The 20,208-nt window shown below is 41.2% G+C and carries 17 protein-coding genes; 9 read left to right on the top strand and 8 right to left on the bottom strand.

Going from position 1 to position 20,208, the window contains the following annotated elements; genetic code table 11:
• Nucleotides 1–57: 57 nt before the first annotated feature.
• From ilvD to ilvB, 4 genes are all read right to left on the bottom strand, one after another.
• On the bottom strand, nt 58–1,716 hold the full coding sequence (gene ilvD, locus H8692_RS03420; protein ID WP_177270884.1) for a dihydroxy-acid dehydratase: 1,659 nt from the start codon (nt 1,714–1,716) through the stop codon (nt 58–60).
• Between the two features lie 213 nt (nt 1,717–1,929).
• Nucleotides 1,930–2,925, bottom strand: coding sequence for a ketol-acid reductoisomerase (ilvC, locus tag H8692_RS03415; protein ID WP_177270883.1), 996 nt, complete (start codon nt 2,923–2,925; stop codon nt 1,930–1,932).
• 44 nt (nt 2,926–2,969) lie between these two features.
• Nucleotides 2,970–3,476, bottom strand: a complete 507-nt coding sequence (gene ilvN / locus H8692_RS03410) for an acetolactate synthase small subunit (protein ID WP_177270882.1) — start codon at nt 3,474–3,476, stop codon at nt 2,970–2,972.
• Between the two features lie 13 nt (nt 3,477–3,489).
• Nucleotides 3,490–5,151, bottom strand: coding sequence for a biosynthetic-type acetolactate synthase large subunit (gene ilvB, locus H8692_RS03405; protein ID WP_177270881.1), 1,662 nt, complete (start codon nt 5,149–5,151; stop codon nt 3,490–3,492).
• A 285-nt stretch (nt 5,152–5,436) separates the two neighbouring features.
• On the opposite strand from ilvB, the gene H8692_RS03400 reads away from it, so the two are divergent.
• The 9 genes from H8692_RS03400 (at nt 5,437) to H8692_RS03360 (ending at nt 15,710) form a co-directional block, all read left to right on the top strand.
• Nucleotides 5,437–6,855, top strand: coding sequence for a helix-turn-helix domain-containing protein (locus H8692_RS03400; protein WP_177270880.1), 1,419 nt, complete (start codon nt 5,437–5,439; stop codon nt 6,853–6,855).
• Between the two features lie 177 nt (nt 6,856–7,032).
• Nucleotides 7,033–8,265, top strand: coding sequence for a saccharopine dehydrogenase family protein (locus tag H8692_RS03395; protein WP_177270879.1), 1,233 nt, complete (start codon nt 7,033–7,035; stop codon nt 8,263–8,265).
• Nucleotides 8,266–8,635: 370 nt separating this feature from the next.
• Nucleotides 8,636–8,845 carry a hypothetical protein gene (locus H8692_RS03390; RefSeq protein ID WP_177270878.1) on the top strand — a complete coding sequence of 70 codons (210 nt, stop codon included), beginning with the start codon at nt 8,636–8,638 and terminating at the stop codon, nt 8,843–8,845.
• Nucleotides 8,829–10,529 (top strand): 2-isopropylmalate synthase, encoded by a 1,701-nt coding sequence (locus tag H8692_RS03385; protein WP_177270877.1) that lies wholly within the window; start codon nt 8,829–8,831, stop codon nt 10,527–10,529. The genes H8692_RS03390 and H8692_RS03385 overlap by 17 nt, the downstream gene beginning before the upstream one ends.
• Before the next feature lie 39 nt (nt 10,530–10,568).
• Nucleotides 10,569–11,828 carry a 3-isopropylmalate dehydratase large subunit gene (leuC, locus tag H8692_RS03380; protein ID WP_177270876.1) on the top strand — a complete coding sequence of 420 codons (1,260 nt, stop codon included), beginning with the start codon at nt 10,569–10,571 and terminating at the stop codon, nt 11,826–11,828.
• 33 nt (nt 11,829–11,861) lie between these two features.
• Entirely contained in the window at nt 11,862–12,344 is a 483-nt protein-coding gene (leuD, locus tag H8692_RS03375) for a 3-isopropylmalate dehydratase small subunit (protein WP_177270875.1), read from the top strand.
• 8 nt (nt 12,345–12,352) lie between these two features.
• Nucleotides 12,353–13,426, top strand: a complete 1,074-nt coding sequence (leuB, locus tag H8692_RS03370; RefSeq protein ID WP_187524990.1) for a 3-isopropylmalate dehydrogenase — start codon at nt 12,353–12,355, stop codon at nt 13,424–13,426.
• A 396-nt stretch (nt 13,427–13,822) separates the two neighbouring features.
• Nucleotides 13,823–15,121 carry a saccharopine dehydrogenase family protein gene (locus tag H8692_RS03365; RefSeq protein ID WP_187524989.1) on the top strand — a complete coding sequence of 433 codons (1,299 nt, stop codon included), beginning with the start codon at nt 13,823–13,825 and terminating at the stop codon, nt 15,119–15,121.
• A gap of 211 nt (nt 15,122–15,332) precedes the next feature.
• Nucleotides 15,333–15,710 carry an Rrf2 family transcriptional regulator gene (locus tag H8692_RS03360; RefSeq protein ID WP_187524988.1) on the top strand — a complete coding sequence of 126 codons (378 nt, stop codon included), beginning with the start codon at nt 15,333–15,335 and terminating at the stop codon, nt 15,708–15,710.
• Between the two features lie 86 nt (nt 15,711–15,796).
• On the opposite strand, the gene spoIIR is transcribed toward H8692_RS03360, so the two are convergent.
• From spoIIR to ispE, 4 genes are all read right to left on the bottom strand, one after another.
• Nucleotides 15,797–16,372 (bottom strand): stage II sporulation protein R, encoded by a 576-nt coding sequence (gene spoIIR / locus H8692_RS03355; protein ID WP_187524987.1) that lies wholly within the window; start codon nt 16,370–16,372, stop codon nt 15,797–15,799.
• Nucleotides 16,373–16,468: 96 nt separating this feature from the next.
• Nucleotides 16,469–18,388, bottom strand: a complete 1,920-nt coding sequence (locus H8692_RS03350; protein WP_187524986.1) for a LysM peptidoglycan-binding domain-containing protein — start codon at nt 18,386–18,388, stop codon at nt 16,469–16,471.
• 149 nt (nt 18,389–18,537) lie between these two features.
• On the bottom strand, nt 18,538–19,212 hold the full coding sequence (locus H8692_RS03345; RefSeq protein ID WP_177270869.1) for a GntR family transcriptional regulator: 675 nt from the start codon (nt 19,210–19,212) through the stop codon (nt 18,538–18,540).
• 26 nt (nt 19,213–19,238) lie between these two features.
• The gene (gene ispE, locus H8692_RS03340; protein WP_177270868.1) at nt 19,239–20,174 is read right to left on the bottom strand and encodes a 4-(cytidine 5'-diphospho)-2-C-methyl-D-erythritol kinase; all 936 of its coding nucleotides are present in this window, start codon (nt 20,172–20,174) and stop codon (nt 19,239–19,241) included.
• Nucleotides 20,175–20,208 lie beyond the last annotated feature (34 nt).

Below are 20,208 nucleotides of genomic sequence, written 5' to 3'. Positions count from 1 at the left end.
TAATTGCTGTTGGTCTGAATTTTGCGAGAGTGCCTGAAAAGGCATCTCTTGCGGTATTTATTCCATAACAGCTCCTTTAGCGGATGATGATACGTTTCTCATATATCTGGCCAGCCATCCTCCGGTTACGTTCGGTGCGGGAGCGATATATTCTTTGCGTCTTTTGCTGAATTCTTCATCGGAAACTCTGGCATTTATCTTGGCATTTGGAATATCTATGTCTATGATATCCCCTTCTTTGATAAGACCGATGTTTCCGCCTGCAGCAGCTTCAGGGCAGACATGGCCTATGGAAGCACCTCTGCTGGCACCGCTGAAACGACCGTCTGTTATGAGAGCAACTGTTTTATCAAGCTTCATTCCTGCAAGTGCGCTTGTAGGATTGAGCATTTCTCTCATTCCCGGACCGCCTTTAGGGCCTTCATATCTGATTACCACTACATCACCGTCTGTTATTTTTCCTGCATAAATAGCTGCGATGGCGTCTTCCTCGCAGTTAAAGACTCTTGCAGGTCCGCTGTGAGAAAGCATTTCTGCAGCTACCGCACTTCTTTTCACTACACAGCCGTCCTGAGCTATGTTGCCCCACATAATGGCGATTCCACCGGTTTCGCTGTATGGATTATCTATTGGTCTTATTATATCATAATTCTTGACGCAGGCACCCTCAATATTTTCTCCTACAGTTTTTCCGGTAGCTGTTATTAAGCTTTCGTCAATGAGACCTTTTTTAGTGAGTTCACTGAATACTGCTCTGAGACCTCCTGCATTGTTGAGATCATGCATATGAGTGCCTCCTGCAGGAGCCAGATGACAGAGATTAGGGACTTTTGCGCTGAATTCATTAAAAATATCAAGATTAAGCTCCACTCCTGCTTCATTGGCTATTGCCAATAGATGAAGTACGCTGTTTGAGGAGCAGCCAAGAGCCATATCGCAAGCAAGGGCGTTTCTCAAAGATTTTTCATTTATGATGTCACGCGCTTTAATATCTTTCTCCACTAAATTCATGATAGCCATGCCGGCGTGTTTGGCGAGTCTGATCCTTGCAGCGTCTACCGCAGGGATGGTTCCGTTTCCGGGAAGAGCTATTCCGACGGCTTCCGAAAGACAGTTCATGCTGTTGGCAGTATACATGCCCGAACATGATCCGCATCCCGGACATGTATTTTCTTCGAATTCCAGAAGCTCTTCATCATCAATCAGGTCGGCCTTTCTTGCGCCTACTGCCTCAAACATTTTGGAAAGACTGGTTTCTTCACCTTTTACAAGACCTGACATCATAGGACCGCCGGAGCAGACTACTGTCGGTATATTTATTCTTACGGCAGCCATTATCATACCGGGAACGATCTTATCGCAGTTAGGTACCAGAACCAGACCGTCGAAGGCATGAGCCATAGCCATGGTTTCTACGCTGTCAGCAATCAGCTCGCGGCTTGCTAGGCTGTATTTCATCCCTATATGTCCCATAGCTATTCCATCGCAGACTCCTATGGCAGGAACCTCTATAGGGGTTCCTCCGGCCATTCTTACTCCGGCTTTGACGGCTTCTGCTATCTTATCGAGATGGATGTGACCTGGCACTACTTCACTTTTTGCTGAAACAACACCTATGAGAGGCCGTTCCAGTTCTTCTTTTGTATATCCCATGGCGTAAAACAGACTTCGCATAGGAGCCTTTTCAACGCCTTTTGTTACGTTATCGCTTCTCATTTTTCGTTTCCTTTCTTGTTTTTCGGGTAAAAATCCGGCTTTGCCGGTTTTCCGCATTTTTGGAAGTATCGCTTGATGATATTTCCCGGAAAATAAAATAAAGAGATTTTGCGGAGGCAACCTCCGCAGGCATGAGCTTGTAATGCGTCTGCTCAGAATGCCGAGGACCAATTGCCATAGCAAAACCTCTTTTATGTTTATCTGTTTAATATACTATTTTTTCAGCCAGCTCATCATCTTTCTGAGCTCTTCGCCCACTTTGCAGAGGAGATGTGAAGCTTCTTTCTTTCTTGTTGCCAGGAATTTAGCTCTGCCGCCTGCATTGAATTCCTGAATGAATTCGCTTGCAAAAGTACCGTCCTGGATTTCTGAGAGAACTTTTTTCATTTCTTTTCTCGTATCCTCTGTAACGATTCTTGTTCCTGTTCTGTAGTCGCCATATTCAGCAGTGTTGGAGATGGAATATCTCATTTTATCGAATCCGCCCTCATTGATAAGGTCCACAATAAGTTTCATTTCGTGAATACATTCAAAGTAAGCCATTTCAGGTTCATAGCCTGCTTCTACCAGTGTATCGAATCCGGCCTTCATAAGTTCTGTAACGCCGCCGCAGAGTACAGCCTGTTCTCCGAAGAGGTCTGTTTCAGTCTCTTCTTTAAATGTAGTTTCAAGAATTCCTGCACGTCCTGCACCTATTCCGCTTGCGTAAGCAAGAGCATAGTCTTTTGCTTTTCCGGAAGCATCCTGATAAACAGCTATAAGGCTTGGAACACCTTTCCCTTCTACATACTGGCTTCTTACTGTATGTCCCGGGCCTTTAGGGGCGATCATTACAACATCAAGATATGATGCAGGCTGTATCTGATTGTAGTGGATGTTGAATCCATGAGCGAATGCCAGTACATTTCCTTCTTTCATATGCTTTTCGATCTGGTTCTTGTAGATAGAAGCCTGAAGTTCATCAGGAGTAAGGATCATTACGACATCGCCTGCTTCTGCAGCTTCTTCGATACCCATGACTTTTAATCCGGCAGCTTCTGCTTTTGCAGTGTGAGCGGATCCCGGTCTGAGACCTACCACTACGTTTACTCCGCTTTCATTAAGATTCATGGCATGGGCGTGTCCCTGACTTCCGAATCCTATGATAGCAACGGTTTTTCCGTCTAATAATGCTAAATTACAATCCTGATCATAATATTTTTTAATCATTTTTTCCGTCTCCTTTTGTATATTAAAAATTTTAAAGACAATAATTATTCTTCGTGCCAGCTTGCGCCTCGGCCAATACCTGTAATACCGGTACGGCATACTTCGGCGATTTCGTGACAGCTCATCATATCCATAAAAGCATCGAGTTTCTCCGACGCTCCGGTCATCTCTATGATCAGACTGTCTTTTGACAGATCTACGATTCTTCCCCTGTATATCTCAACGATTTCCTTTATAGCTGAGCGTTCTGTTTTGTCGGCTTTAACTTTAAGAAGGAGAAGTTCTCTGTAAATACTGTCGTTTGAATTGAGTGTAAATATTTTTTTTACAACCTCCAGTTTGGCAGTCTGTGTTATTATTTGGTGAAGTCCCTGTTCCGTTCCCGTAAAGACTACAGTTATTCTTGAAAGTTTAGGATCGTTGGTGGCTGAGACTGTAAGCGAATCTATATTAAATCCTCTGCGTCCGAACAGGCTGCTGACTCTTGTAAGAACATTGGCCTGGTTGTCTACAAGAATGCTGATAACTTCTTTTTTTATTTGTTTATCCATACTCGTCTTCCTCCTAACCTATGATCATATCTTCGATAGTTCCTCCGCCCGGGATCATAGGAAGAACTCGTTCATCTCTTGCTATAGCGCAGTCGATCCATACAGGTCCCTTTTCCTGCAAAGCTTTTTTGAAAGCTTCTTCGAATTCTTTGGGATTGGACGCGGTGAAACCCTTTGCTCCGAAAGCTTCTGCCAGTTTAGAGAAGTTTGTTTTTCTTTCAGGTGTTGTGGCTGCGTATCTTTTTCCGTAAAAAGATGTCTGCCACTGGTATACCATGCCGAGAACCTGATTATTCATTATGATAGTTATGATGGGAAGCTCTTGGCTGACTGCCGTACATGCTTCATTCAAGTTCATATGGAAAGAACCGTCTCCTGTGAAATGAACGACTCTTTTGTCAGGGCATCCGATCTGAGCTCCTATAGCTGCGCCGTAGCCGAATCCCATCGTTCCCAGACCTCCGCTTGTGATGAAATCTTTGGTCTTGTCATGTTTCAGATATTGAGCCGCCCACATCTGATGCTGACCTACATCGGTAACATAAATGGTTTCCTTATCTGTAAGATCGCATACTGCATGTACGATCTCACTTGGATGAAGGTCAGCTCCCTGACACTTCACATCTCCTGTCTTCTTTTTCCATTCTGTTGCCTGAGATACCCATTCCTTATGGTCTTTTTTCTTGATCAGAGGCAGAAGTTTAGTAAGAAATTCTTTTACATCGGCAGTTACCCCTAAATCTACGAGGACGTTTTTGTTCAGCTCGCTTGTATCTATATCAATCTGTATTTTATGAGCTTTCTTGGCGAATTTTTCTGGATTAAGAGCCACTCGGTCGCTGAATCTGGCTCCTAATGCGATTACCAGATCAGCTCTGTCTACAGCCCTGTTAGCTGCGATGCTTCCGTGCATTCCTATAAGGCCGAGATTTCTCGGATTCTCATACCCCAGTATTCCGGCTGCCATCAATGTATATGTAGCGGGGATATCGGCAGTTTCCAAAAGCGCATTGAGTTCTTCGCCTGCGCCTGCTGCAGCTACGCCGCCTCCAAAATATACGATAGGTTTTTCTGATGAATTGATCATGGAAGCCACTTCCTGAACCTCTTTGTCGGTGAATACCGGCCGAGGGTTGAGAGGAAGCGGTTTTTCGGGTTTGTAGTCTGTCATTGCTGCAGTGACATCCTTGGTGATGTCGATGAGAACAGGTCCTTTTCTTCCGCTGTTAGCGATCCTGAAGGCGTTTCTCATGGCATCTGCCAGATCTTCTATTCTATTGACAAAGAAGGTATGCTTTGTTATCGGCATGGTTATTCCTGTTATGCATATTTCCTGAAATGCATCTCTGCCGATAAGACTGTCAGGTACGTTGGCAGTTATGGCTATCATAGGTATACTGTCCATAAACGCTGTGGCGATACCTGTCACCAGATTAGTTGCTCCGGGACCGCTGGTAGCAAAGACGACGCCTGTTTTACCTGTTGCCCTGTAATATCCGTCGGCAGCATGAGCTGCGCCTTGTTCATGAGCTGTCAATACGTGCTTTATCTTATCTCTGTATTCGTATAATGCGTCGTATAGATTCAGCGCCGCACCTCCGGGATATCCGAATATAGTGTCTACGCTGTGTTCTAATAAGATCTCAGCAACCAGTTGTGATCCTGTAACTCTCATTTTTTCCTCCTTCTGTAAATTGATTTGTTATTTCATTACACTTATTATATATGGTTTAGAAATAAAATCAACATGTTTTTTGTAGAAATTGTTATAAAAATACAAAGAAAATATAAAAACATAGTTTTTAAAAACAAAAAATCTATTTTTTTTGTTTTGATCGTAAAAATGATTTATGCCATGAGATTTGAGGAAGTTAAAAACAGAATACGAAAAATCTCTATTTGTAAAAGCAAAAGAAAGTTATATAATGAAAGCACAGGATGATTTCTTAAGAGAAGTGTAGTGGTAAAATTTATGATAGAAAAAGAGAATGTAAACTATATACCCGGTACGTCTGTGGCTGTAAGAGTATATAATATAGACAGGTATGAGCCCCATTATCATGAGGATTGTATAGAACTGCTGTTTGTGCTTAAGGGCGATATAAACATATTGTCCACTTATGATAAATTTCATTTGGAAAAAAATGATTTCACTGTGATAAACAAAGGCGATATTCATTATATAAAAGGAAGGGGTGAGAATCTGGTTCTTTCTCTGTATCTGAACCTATCGCATTTTGAGAAGCAATGTGAGTATGTTCAGTATATATATTTTGCCTGTGAAAGCTTTAATGCAAACAGCCTTCAGGAGAAATGCTCGCCGGAAGTGAGAAATCTCATTATTGATATCGTCCTGGAGGCAGCTAAAGATGACAGTGATCCAAAGAAAATAGATGGTTTTGCGAAGCAGCTGATGGATATTTTCATAAATAAATACGATTTTGCTCATTATCATAACGGAAAGGAGATTCCGAACAGTCAGTTGCAAAGGTATTACAGGATAGTAAAGCTCATAGATACAAAGTACGGAGAGAAACTGGATCTTAATGACCTGGCGCAGAAAGAGTTCGTAGGAAGAAATTATATTTCTCAGTTCTGGAAGAATCTTACCAACATGAACCTTACAGATTATATTACATCTGTAAGAAGCGAGCGGGCAGAGAAGATGATGCTGACCAGCAATAAAAGCATTAATGAGATTTCATTTAATTGCGGCTTTTCTGATTCAAAATATATTTACAAAGGCTTTAAAAAATGGTATGAAAAAACACCATCCCAGCACAAGAAGGAATATGAAAAATATAAAGCCGAAGGAACGTCTGTAAAAGAATATAGCGAAGCCGAAATTCTTTCAAAATTCGGACGGACACTGATATATGCCAACATGGATGAAAACAAAGCCAGCTTTATGCAGGATTCGGAGAAGAAAGAAAACTGGCGGCAAAAGTATGAGCTGCAGATAGGAAAATATTCCGGCAGTAAGATAAAACAGGAGATGATAAAGGAAAACCATCTGGAGGCAGGATTAAAAGAGATATATCTCCCTCTTTTTGACAGGGCTGTGGTAGATATAGACGGTGGCAACATTAATATGGACATGGAGTTTGTGGAAATGGTTGTTAAGGGTGCAAAGAAAATGTCGCTGCTGCTTTATATAGAAATATATTTTCCTGAACATTCCGTAGATGAATGGGAAAGCGTTTTGGAGTATTTTGTACACGCATTGAATGAAAGTGACGCTGCGGATTTTCTGCCAAGATGTAGATTTGTTGTATGCTTTGATGATTTCGCCGATGCGGTAAATGTAAGAAAACTGATGAATCGCATCTCACACATGGTAAGCTCTAAAAATATAAGGATGGCATTAAGATTTTCATAAAAATTGACAAGATAACGAAATAAAAACGTAAGATTGGCAGGGGCATAGTTTCTATAAGATACAGAAATTGAGTCCCTGCCTATTCTATTGGCAAAGATAGAAAATACGTCGATTGAAGCTGATATTTTTTTCGGCTACCATATAAGCAGATAATTCAATGAAAGAGAAGGTAGCATAATGAAAAAAGTAGTAATAATAGGAACCGGGGCACAGGGAACGACAGTGGCAAGAAGACTTGATGAAGAGTCGACGGTTGGAGAAATCATCTGCGCCGACTATAATAAAGCAGCGGTTGATGAGCTTGTAAGCGGCTTGAAAAAGGCAAAAGGTGCGCAATGTGATGCATATGATGTCAACAGTCTTATAGAATGCGCGCAGGGTGCGGATCTTATTGTGAATGCACTGCCCCTTGAATTCGGTAAAAATGTGCTGGACGCAGCGCTGGCGGTAAAAGCAAATTATCAGGATTTTTCCTCCTCCACTGCTTTTGATGAAGATGTAAATCTCGGATGGATAAGAGGTATGAAATACCAGTTTGAAGTGTACGGACCTAAGTTCAAGGAAATAGGAAAACTTGCTATCATAGGAACAGGCTCTGCTCCGGGACTTATCTGCTGTGCTACAAGAGCCGCAATGAAGCATCTGGACTCATGCGAGACTATCTACAACATAGTATGGGAAGGTGTTGAAGCTGAAAGATTTCAGCCCTTCTGGTGGTCGCCGGAAACAGCTCTCCAGGATATGATGGAGCCTGCGTATACATATGAAAACGGTGAAATTTTTGTAAAAGAGCCGTTTGCAGATCCTATCGTGAGACAGTACGATTATATGGATAAGCCTGTAACATTCCAGAATCACTGCCATGATGAACCGGTACAGTATGGACTTAATGCGGAAAAATATTTCAAGGGCTGTAAAAATGCTTACTTTAAGTATGCCGGAGTTGGTATGGACTTTGCCAGACCTCTGTATAGAGCGGGTCTTCTCGGACATGAAAAGGAAGACATCAAGGGCAGCATGGTGGAGCCGTTTGATGTGATAATAAATCATATTCCAAAACCGCCTAAATTCAGACATGAAATTCAGGAGATAATAGATGAAGGAATCGTCTGCGATGACGGCTGTATGGTTATAGAAGCATACGGAAAGAAAGACGGTAAGGATATTCTCGTTGAAAACCACGTGTTCTCGCCGGGGCTTGCCGAAGCCTTTGAAAAAGCAGGAATGACAGGAGAAATGTATCTTACGGGTCAGGGTGGATATCTGTTTTCAAAGATGTTTGTAAATGATGACTTTGATATGACAGGTCTTATTTCATCGGATATGCTGCCTCTTGACAAGGTGGATAAGTATTTTGAGTATGCAAAAGAGCTGGATATAATAATGGAAACAAAGATAAAAGAAATATAGACTTACCCTATAAAATCTATGCAGATGTTCCTCGGAATCATCTGCATAGATTTTGCTTTATAGTGGCTTTAGCTGGGGTTTCGAACGAAGTGAGGAACAACGAATTAACGATTATGCCGGCGGTAATGATTTTTTCTGTTGACAAAGACTTTACATTATTATATATTAGTACCATACATGTAAATACAGACGCGATGAACGGAATAAATTTGATGAAAATATTTCAGCGAGCAGTCGGATGGTGCAAGACTGTATATGGATTCAGATGTCTCGGCCGGGAGTGTCAAACCTTAAGTGGGTATGTGATTTTTCAGAAGATGCTGAATTTATGATTTTTTAACAGTTCTGAAACGGCGGAAGCCGAAACAGCATGCCAATAAGAGTGGTACCGCGGAAGCTTATGCCTTCGTCTCTTATATTTGAGATGAAGGCTTTTTTTATCACATCGGGAAGTATCGCCTGCGATACTGATAAGATGTGGCGATGTCTGGCCGCTAAAAGAGTTGGCGCGGCCGACTTTGTTTGGAATTGTACTATCATACAGTTGAAGAAAGGAAAGAATTATGAAAAACTACAATAAATATAAGGTGGGGTATTTTCCTCCTGATAAACCTCACAACGAATGGGTGAAAAAAGATCATGTTGAAAAGGCCCCTATATGGTGCAGTGTAGACCTTAGAGACGGGAATCAGGCTCTTATAGTGCCTATGAGTCTGGAAGAAAAGGTGGAATTCTTTAAATATTTGGTCAAGATAGGATTTAAACAGATTGAGGTTGGGTTCCCGGCAGCATCAAAGACAGAATATCAGTTTTTGAGAAAATTGGTAGATGAAAATTTGATTCCGGATGATGTTACGGTTCAAGTGTTGACTCAGTCGAGAAAGCACATAATAAAGAAGACTTTTGAATCGCTGAAAGGTGTGAAAAAGGCTATAGTACATCTTTACAATTCCACATCATTGGCTCAGAGAGAACAGGTGTTTAAGAAAGAAAAACCTGAAATCATAAAGATCGCCACCGATGGAGCTGCTCTCATGAAAGAATATGCGGCTCAGAATCCGGAGACGGAATTTTCTTTTGAATATTCACCGGAGAGTTTTACCGGTACGGAAGTGGATTTTGCGGCGGATATCTGTAATGCAGTCATAGATATATGGGAGCCGACAGCTGATAATAAAGTCATCATTAATCTGCCGGGAACGGTGGAGATGTCTATGCCTCACGTATATGCTTCTCAGATAGAGTATATGTGTGCTAATCTTCATAACAGGGAGAATGTTATAGTTTCTCTTCATCCTCATAATGACAGAGGAACTGCAGTAGCTGATGCCGAACTGGGGCTTCTTGCAGGAGGCGATAGGATAGAGGGGACGCTTTTCGGCAATGGAGAGAGAACAGGGAATGTAGACGTTGTGACGCTGGCGATGAATATGTTCTGTCACGGTGTCGATCCTCAGCTTGATTTTTCCAATATGCCTGAAGTTGTCGAGACATATGAGAAATATACGGATATGAAAGTTCATCCGAGACAGCCTTACGGCGGACAGTTGGTATTCGCCGCATTCTCGGGTTCACATCAGGATGCTATTGCCAAGGGAATGAGATGGCATAAAGAGAAGGATCTCAAGACATGGTCTGTTCCGTATTTGCCGCTTGATCCGCAGGATGTGGGCAGAGAATATGAAGCTGATGTTATTCGTATCAACAGTCAGTCAGGAAAAGGCGGCGTTGCGTATATTCTGGAGAATAATTTCGGATATATGATTCCTCAGCAGATGAGAGAAGAAATCGGATATATGGTGAAGGATATTTCTGATAAAGAACATAAGGAGCTTACGCCTGTGGAAGTGTATCAGGCTTTTGCCAGAGAATATGTGAATGTTTTCGATCCTATAGATATCACTGATGCGGCATTCAGAAAGGCTTCGGATTTTAAAGCCAACGATGGTATGATAGCAGATATAAAGGTACGGATAGCCGGCAAAGTGTATCAGTTTGAGGCGGTTGGAAACGGACGCCTGGACGCTATAAGCAATGCTCTTAAAATGTCGCCTTATACATTTGATTACAAATTCATAACATATTCGGAGCATGCGCTTTCATCTGAGTCCAGTTCCAAGGCCGCAGCGTATGTATGTATAGAAGATAAAAACGGAGATGTGTTCTGGGGAGTGGGAACTCATGAAGATATAATACTGGCATCGGTAAATGCCTTGGTAAGCGCTCTCAACAGACAGAATAAAAAAGATCACTTTGTAGAATAGTTTGGTTATGTTTACAGGAAATAAATAGGAGGAAATGATATGGGGATGACAATGACTCAAAAGATTCTGGCTGCTCATGCCGGTCTTGGCAGCGTATCTGCGGGACAGCTTATTATGGCTGATCTTGATATGGTTTTAGGAAATGATATAACAACACCTGTTGCGGTGAACGAATTTGAAAGGGCAGGCTTTGACGGTGTCTTTGACAGGGAGAAGATTTCTCTTGTAATGGATCACTTTACCCCTAACAAGGATATAAAGGCAGCTGAACAGTGTATGCAGTGCAGGACTTTTGCCAGAAGGTTTGATGTAAAACATTTTTATGATGTGGGAAGAATGGGGATTGAGCATGCGCTTTTGCCGGAGCAGGGTATTGTAAAGGCCGGGGACTGCATAATCGGGGCTGACTCACATACATGTACATATGGTGCATTGGGTGCTTTTTCCACAGGTGTGGGAAGCACTGATATGGCTGCGGGAATGGCTACGGGTCAGGCGTGGTTCAAAGTTCCTGAAGCCATAAAATTCAATCTTAAAGGTAGTCTTGCCGAAAACGTTACGGGAAAAGATGTCATTTTGCATATAATTGGCATGATAGGTGTGGATGGAGCTCTTTACAGATCCATGGAATTCATGGGAGAAGGTCTTGCTTCTCTTTCAATGGATGACAGGCTTTGCATAGCCAATATGGCAATAGAGGCGGGAGCTAAAAACGGGATATTTATGGTTGACGAAATCACCGAGAAGTATATGAAAGACAGAGTAAAGGGTGAATGGAAAGTCTATGCTCCTGATGATGATGCTGAATATGCAGAAGAATATGACATAGATCTTTCGATTTTGCGGCCTACTGTATCTTTCCCTCATCTGCCTGAAAACACAAGAACTATAGATGAGGTAGGGGATATCGGTATCAATCAGGTAGTCATAGGTTCATGTACAAACGGAAGGCTGGAAGATATGGCTTTGGCTGCAGAGATCCTAAAAGGAAGAAAAGTTCATGATGATGTAAGAGCTATAATTATACCGGCAACTCAGCAGATATATAAAGAATGTATCAAAAATGGTTATCTTGATATATTCATTGATGCAGGATGCGTGGTCTCTACTCCTACATGCGGTCCATGTCTCGGAGGACATATGGGAATCCTGGCAGAAGGAGAGCGATGTGTCGCAACTACTAACAGAAATTTTGTAGGAAGAATGGGGCATGTTAAATCAGAAGTTTATCTGGCAAGTCCTGCAGTGGCAGCCGCATCAGCTGTAACGGGAAAAATAAGCGGACCTGATGAATTGTAACTTTTAATTAAGGTTATCAAAGGAGGAAAAAATATGAAAGCGCAAGGAAAAGTTCATAAATATGGAGATAATGTAGATACAGACGTTATAATCCCGGCAAGACATCTCAACACTGCTGACCATAAAGAGCTGGCAAGCCATTGCATGGAGGACATAGATGCTGATTTCGTAAATAAAGTGAAAGCGGGAGATATTATGGTCGGAGGAGAAAACTTTGGCTGCGGATCTTCCAGAGAGCATGCTCCTATTGCTATAAAAGCAAGTGGTATAGACTGCGTTATAGCTAAAACATTTGCCAGGATATTTTACAGAAATTCCATAAATATAGGACTTCCTATTCTGGAGTGTCCTGAGGCAAGTGAAAAGATAGAAAACGGGGACGAGGTTACAGTGGATTTTGATACAGGTGTTATTACTAATGAGACGAAAGGCGAGACATACCAGGCGCTGCCGTTTCCCGATTTTATCAAAGATATTATGGCAAAAGGCGGACTGATGAACAGTCTCAAAGCATAAGGAGGAACATGATGAATTATAAGATAGCAATAGTTCCGGGTGATGGGATAGGTCCGGAAGTAATTGGGCAGACCATTAGAGTTTTAGATAAAGTTGGGGAAAAATTCGGACATAAATTTGAATATACTGAGGTTTTGGCAGGGGGGTGTGCTATTGATGCTTCGGGGACGTGTTTGCCGCAGGAGACGATAGATACATGCAGAGCAAGTGATGCGGTACTTCTGGGGGCTGTAGGAGGGTGGAAATGGGATACTCTGCCCGGAAGTGAACGACCGGAGATGGCTCTTTTGGGACTGAGAAAAGAGCTTGGACTTTTTGCGAATCTCAGACCTGCTCTATTGTTCGAAGATTTAGCTGAAGCGTGCCCTCTTAAGGCCGAGATCGTAGAAGGCGGTCTTGATATAGTGGTGGTAAGAGAACTTACCGGCGGTATATATTTCGGGGAAAAAGGAACTAAAGATACCGATATGGGACTTGCCGCTTATGATGTGGAGCAATATGCCGAAGAAGAGGTTCGCAGGATCGCAGAAGTGGCTTTTGATATGGCTATGAAGAGAAATAAGAAAGTTACCAGTGTCGATAAGGCTAATGTGCTGGAAAGCTCACGTCTGTGGAGACGTGTTGTTGCAGAGGTCGGCGAAAAATATCCTGAGGTAGAGCTGAATAACCTTTATATAGACAACGCTGCAATGCAGATGGTGAGAAATCCCAAGCAGTTTGATGTTATCGTAACCAGCAATATCTTCGGAGATATTCTTTCTGATGAAGCAAGTATGATAACAGGTTCTATAGGTATGCTGCCTTCGGCTAGTCTGGCTACAGGGAATTTTGGCATGTATGAACCTGTGCATGGCTCTGCTCCTGATATAGCAGGAAAAGATATGGCGAATCCTATGGCTACTATTCTGTCTTCTGCGATGATGCTCAGATATACTTTCGGTCTTAGCGATGAGGCTGATGCTGTTGAGTCTGCGGTGAAGAAAGTGCTTGCTGACGGATACAGAACTTCGGACATAGCAAAGGAAGGGGAAAACGCCATTGGAACAGTAAAAACAGGAGACTTGATAGTGGAAGCTATTTAATAGACAATTGTTATAACTGTATAATTATTTTGTGTGATTAAAAATCATTTATCTGTAATTTCGAAAAAGACTGAAAACGATCTAAAGCCTTTAGATTAAAGGATTTAAGATCGTTTTTTGATTTCGCAGAAGTAATGATAAAAATATTATCTTGCTGAAATTTCATAAGAGTCTTGCGAAAAGGTGAATTTTAAGGTATTGTATAGGTATGATAAAAATATCAGAAATAACGAAGGGAGCGTGGAACGCCAGGTGAGGACGCTTGCTTGGAAAATGCCAAATTTTATCAAAAGGAAACGCGAGATATTTGAAGTTATTTTTAGAACGTAATATCATGCAGGATTTTGGCTGTAAAAGATGTTTTGTATGAGTATTACATATTTTTCGAGGTGAACAATGAAAAAAGTATTAGTATTAGGTGTAGGCGCACAGGGAAGTGCAGCAGCAAAGAGACTCGATTTAGAACCAAATGTTGAAGAAGTAATTTGCGCGGACTATGATATGAAAGCCGTTGAGAACGTAGTGAGCTCCATTAAAAAGGGAAGAGGAGTTCAGGTAGACGCTCACGATAAAGACAGCATCGTAGCTGCAGCTCAGGGTGTAGACCTCATCCTGAACGGTCTTCCGCTCGAATGCACAAAGAACGTTCTTGATGCAGCGCTGGAAGTAAAGGCAAACTATCAGGACTACGCTTCAACTATCAATTTATATGATGTATGGAGAAACAGCGAAGAAGGCAAGAAAGACAATGACGGTCTTGCTGACAACGTTACTTCAGAAGCTACTAAAGAATGGATCGACAGCTTAAAGGCTCAGTACAGAATTTATGGACCTAAGTTCAAGGAAATCGGTAAGCTGGCAATCGTAGGTACTGGTTCAGCTCCTGGACTTATCTGCTGTGCTACAAGAAGAGCTGTAAGAGAACTGGATACTTGCGATACTATCTACAATATCGTATGGGAAGGCGCTATCGCTAAGAGATTCCAGCCATTCTGGTGGTCACCGATCACAGCTCTCACTGACATGAGTGAAGAAGCTCTGGCATTTGAAAACGGCACTTTCGTTAACAGACCTGCATTCGGTGTTCCTGAAAAGAGACAGTACGATTACATGGACGAAGAGATCACATTCTTAGAGCACTCACATGATGAGCCTTTACATTATGGTTTCAATGCAGATACACACTTTAAGGGATGTAAGAATGCTTACTTCAAGTATGCAGGAGCTGGTATGGACTTCGCTAAGCCGCTTTATCAGGCAGGCCTGCTGAGCCACGAGGCAGAGAACTATAAAGGAAACGAAATCGTTCCGTTTGATTATGTTCTTACTCATATTCCACCGGCACCTAAGTATAAGGAAGAGATCAAAGAAATCATAGATGAAGGTCTTGTAAAAGACTCAGGTTGTATGGTAATCGAAGCATACGGTAAGAAAGACGGAGCTGATACTTTAGTAGAAACTCACGTATTCGCACCTGGACTTGTTGAATCATTTGAAAGAGCAGGAATCACAGCAGAAATGTACCTGACTGGTCAGGGTGGATTCTTCTTCTCAAAGATGTTTGTAAATGACAAGTTTGATCAGACTGGTCTTATCTCATCAGATATGTTGACAGAAGATCAGGTTGATACTTACTTCGATTATGCTGCTGAGTTAGGAATCACTCTTGAAACAAAGATCAAGGAAAACAAATAATAGCATATAAGATTTGACTTTAAGGAGCTCCGCACTGACGTAAGCCGTCAAGGCGGAGCTTTTTTATATATAAATCTTATTTTGTCATATATTAGGGTTCGGTATATCTAAGCATATATACTTGACATATATGGTACATTATCATATACTATACTAAAATAGTTTTATTGAAGATCCATAGGAGGTGAAGCATATTTTAATTATAAGAGAAGTGGAATATGCCATAACGATTTTAGATGGATTATATCACAATGGCTCGATGTCAGCTAAAGAGCTTTCTGAAATGAAAAATATACCATCGCCTTTTATATACAGGATATTGAAACGGCTTGAAGAGGGAGGGATACTGTCTATAAAGAGAGGCCCCAAAGGTGGGTATTCCTTGTGCAGAAACTGTGATGAGCTGACTTTATGTGATATCATTGATGTTTTTGATAATACGTTTCTGGTGATAGAATGTATGAAAAAAGAATATGAATGCAGCAGGAATCATAAATCGGATTGTTGTATGCACGGGGAATTCGGCAGGATTCAGAATGTGCTGAGAACGGAATTCAAGAAAAAAAGTTTAACATCGTTATTTGAATGAAGCAAAAAACGCCTTAGAAAATATGCTTTTTTCAATGGCGTTTTTTGTTTAATGTCATTTAATGTCAGGAGGTTTAAGCCTGAGGATTATTGGTGTTCCTCATCCAGTATCTCCATAAGTTTCCATCGCAGTTGGAGTTTCTGATCTTCCGTCATTTTATCCTCTGATGTTGAATCAGTTCCTTCATCGAGCAGGCATAGAGGCGGAAACAGTACGCACCACCAGTTTTCTCCCTCGCCACTGCCTATCGTTATATTGAGTGCTTCATAATTTCCTGCGGGAAAGGTTATATCTCCATATGTTTTTTCGGGTATATACCTTATTCCAAGTTTGGCGTTTGAAGAATAATCATAGCCTTCTGATGCTATGATACCTTCGGTGATCTTTTCAAGTCTTCCTAAATTGTTTTGCAGATACTCCCTTGTGTCTTCGACATTCTGGAGATCATCTTGTTTTTCCATATATTCGATGACTGCATCGCGTACCTTTAGCTTCAGAGCCTGATCGGCCACCGTATTACTGTTGGCGATGACATGCAGTCTTATGATACCTTCATGATGATTTCCCTCGTCACCGATATATGTATAAAACAGAAGAAGACCCATTATTATTACGAGTGTCAGACAAATGACACATTTTTTTTCGTCGGATATTTTTTTCAATTCCCATTCCTCCTTTAAGTATAAACTTTACTTGGTATCGTAAGTTTTTACAGGACGCGGAGGAATTATACATATTCTGGAGAAATTTTTTGGAATTTATTTCATTATCAGTAGTTTTGTACCTTCAGTCAGTGGCTTTTCGGCGTCCAGCTGGTTAAGTTGCACCAAGCTTTCAATATCTGTTTTGTATCGTTTTGCGATGTCCCACATGGTATCTGTGCCACCTACTACATATATGGCCATAGATACACGTTTTTTTGGGGTCTTTGTTTCAGTAAAACAAAGATTTTCGAGGGTTGTAAAGTTTTTTTGCCCTATGGCCCAAACTTCGAGAGAAACTCCTATATTTATTTCTAACTGGCGGCTGTTGATAGAGTCAAACCAGAATTCTTTTACAGCGGCGGATACATTAATATTTAAACCTTCTGTGGCATCACTCATTTCAAGAGATCCGCGCAGAGGTACAGTGCTGTCTATTACGAAAGGAACTTTGTTTTCATCAAGGGCAAGAATCTTGACTGCTACATTTCCTTCTATTATTATACGTCCGCGTTCGGAATTACCTGTTATCTCTGTTATTCTTCCGGAACCGCAGAGCAGGGTTTCCGGTTTTTTATCTGTCTCTTCGATATTTACAATTTCTCTGGCGGAGACTTCTCCTGAAACAGTACCTTCTATGGAAGAAAGAGGCTGACTTGATATATCGAATTTTATATCCTGATTTTTATGGTAGGCGTCGGATACTATAGGGATATTTTTATTCTCGTATCCGCATATAACTGTCAAGATCTTTCCCTGGAGAAGAAACTGATTCTGGTTTTCTATGGTTGTTTTCAGACCATCGTTGTTAAAAGATGTTTGTATTAGATCAGTATCGATATTCTCTTCTATAATGATAAATTGAGTAAAGTCTGTTTTGTTTTTCAGACTGCACAATTTCTCTTCTCCGTCCTCCTGTCCCAGATATAATATTTCGGAAAGTATGGTGCCGTTTATTACGAGTTTTCCTGATGTGATCTGCTTGTGGTTTTCTATGATATTAAAGTGTTCCTTGAGTATCTTGACCGGAGAAGGTTGTTCCTCGTGTATATTTATCTCCTGTGAGATTTCAGTTGTCTCAGTAGTTTCAAATATAAGATCGGAGGCGTTTAATGAGCTGCTTTTTTGTATTAGATCATTATCTCCTATGCCATTGAAAAGCATTAAATCTTTCTGGATAATCTCTATAAAACGTATAGAAATGTTTCCTTTTACGGTAAATTTACGTTCGTTGAGCATTTCAGCCGAAATAGTCTTTATTGATACAGAGATTTTGAAGGTACTGCCTTCTGTGTTTTCCCAACATTTATCAGTTTTGAAAGGAATAGAGGATTTTATCACGTCTACCGGAGAGTCAGCGCTGTCAGTAGGCTTGTAAACTGTATATACGATGATTTCTCCGGAAACAGGATCGGATTTTTCATAGCTTGCTTTTCCGGGCTGTGAAAGCGCTATATTGCCTTCTGCGAATAATACGGAACCCATGTCCGGCATAGTGTCCGGCACAAGTAAAGTTTCCTCAAAGGGCAGTACATATTCCTTCGCATCCCACATATTTCTGAGTTTAAGTTTGGAATATTGAGATGAGGATGTTAGTGGCGTGATCTTTGTAAAATCCCGGCTCTCACGTTGTATCGGGGCCGGTTCTGCGGAGGCTTTTCCGGAAGGTTGGGATGGAATAACCGCAGGATGCTGTGTTTCAAAGTCGTCTTTTAAGACGGTCTCCTGCTGTGATTCTGCCTGTGTTTCATCGATAGTATGTGTCTGAGGAATTTCGGGCAGGATAATTTCGATGTTTTCATCAATATCTGCTATGGGTTTTGCACTCTCTTCGGATTCGGGTTTTTCAGGGGGGATATCTTCGGCCGGTTCTTCTATCGGTACGTCAACATACTGTAAATTTTCGGGCTGCTGCGCTTCCTCCTGCTGCGGTTCTTTATTGCCTACGGGCAGATTATCATAAGGCGATATATTCATGTATTGCGACCTCCTTGTTATTATTGAAAAGTATTTCTCATAAACAATATTCATAAAGAATTGATTATATGCTTTCTGCATAAAAAAAGTGCACATGACGGAATCAAAGATTCATCATGTACACTTTCTATACATAAGAGTGGTTTTTATTATTCAATATGTTTTGGCTGTACATTTTCGCTTATTACGAGTTCTTTAAGCCTGTTGATATGTATATCAGCGGCTTCGCGTGCAGCATTGGCATCGCCGCTTTCAATGGCTTCAAGTATTATTCTGTGTTCCTCCGGCATATTTTCAGCCCTTTTGAAATCATCGTAATATATGTATCTAAATCTGAGTACAAGTTCCTGGAGCTGTTCGATCATCTGTACAAGAATTTTATTGTTGCAAGATTCCACGATGATACGATGGAAACGTGTATCGTACTGGATCATGTCTTCCATATTTCCTTCTGAAACGGCGGTATTGTATTTTGCCGATATATTTTTCAGATCTTCAAGCTGAGACGGCTGCATTCTTGAAGCTGCAAAATAGGCTGCAAGACCTTCCATATTTTGTCTTACCTCCAAAATCTCTACCATGTCTTTTGTTGAAATCTGGGAGGCGTAAGCACCTTTGCGAGGCTCTATTATTACGAGTCCCTCCTTTTCAAGCTTTCTAATGGCTTCTCTGACAGGAGTTCTGCTGACACCTATCTGGTTGGCCAGCTCTACTTCCATCATTCTGGTCCCGGGGACTATGGCGCCTGTCAGGATCTGCATTTTTAATTCTTCGTAGACCATTTCCCTGAGAGGTTTATGGTTCTGGATATCAAAATTCAACATATTGTTCACCTAAATAGATTATTTCTTTACCATGTAGTGCGCGTCCAAAAGCTTTCTTTATTTTCTCTGAGCATTTCACGGCAGACTTTTTTAGCTTGCTCCATATTTCTGCACAGCCCAAAGACTGTAGGTCCGCTTCCGCTCATAAGGACACATCCCGTATCACAGAATTTCTGCATTTGATTTTTTGTATATTTGACTATAGGATAATGCTTTAGTGTGAAGTTTTCAAGTACATTGATCATATTTTTTTTGACAAGCCCAATGGCTCCTGTGCTGAGGCCTTTTATCATCTCATCATTGTCGGGATGGTGAGGTATGTATTCTGAATCTATACCCTGATATACTTTAGCTGTAGATACACTCAATGCCGGTTTTGAAAGAACCAAGTGACTCTTAAGACCTTTAAGAGGTTTTAAGGTAGTTCCTGTTCCTGTTGCCAGAGCGCAGTGGCAGGAAAGAGGATCCTCGGTAAAGTCAGGATGGAGATTTTTGTTTGCCGCCGCTTGTCCCATGATACAGAAAGGAACGTCTGAACCGAGTTCATTTCCTATGAGGCACAGTTCTTTTACGGAAAGTTTCAGTTCCCATAGTTTGTTTATTCCGTGAAGAACAGCGGCGGCATTGCTACTGCCTCCGGCAAGGCCGGCAGATATTGGGATGCGTTTTTTGATATCTATTATGATTTTGCCTGAACGACCGTTTCCGTATTTTTTAGACATAAGCATGGCAGCTTTATAGGCGAGGTTACGATCATCTGTAGGAAGAAAGTATTTATTGGTAGACACACTTATAGTAATCATATGATCGCATGAATATTCTTTCCATCTTATCATTATATCGTCACATAGCAGTATTTGCTGCATTACCATTTCCACTTGGTGGAATCCATTATTCATAATTCCGAGGACATCCAGGGAAAGATTTATTTTTCCAAAGGATTTCAGCTGTATTTTTTTCAATTAAATTCTCTCCTTTTAACAGTGTGAAAAAATA

This window comes from Lentihominibacter hominis (assembly GCF_014385065.1).
GTDB lineage: Bacteria > Bacillota > Clostridia > Peptostreptococcales > Anaerovoracaceae > Lentihominibacter > Lentihominibacter hominis.
This window is presented reverse-complemented; position numbering and strand designations above follow the sequence as displayed.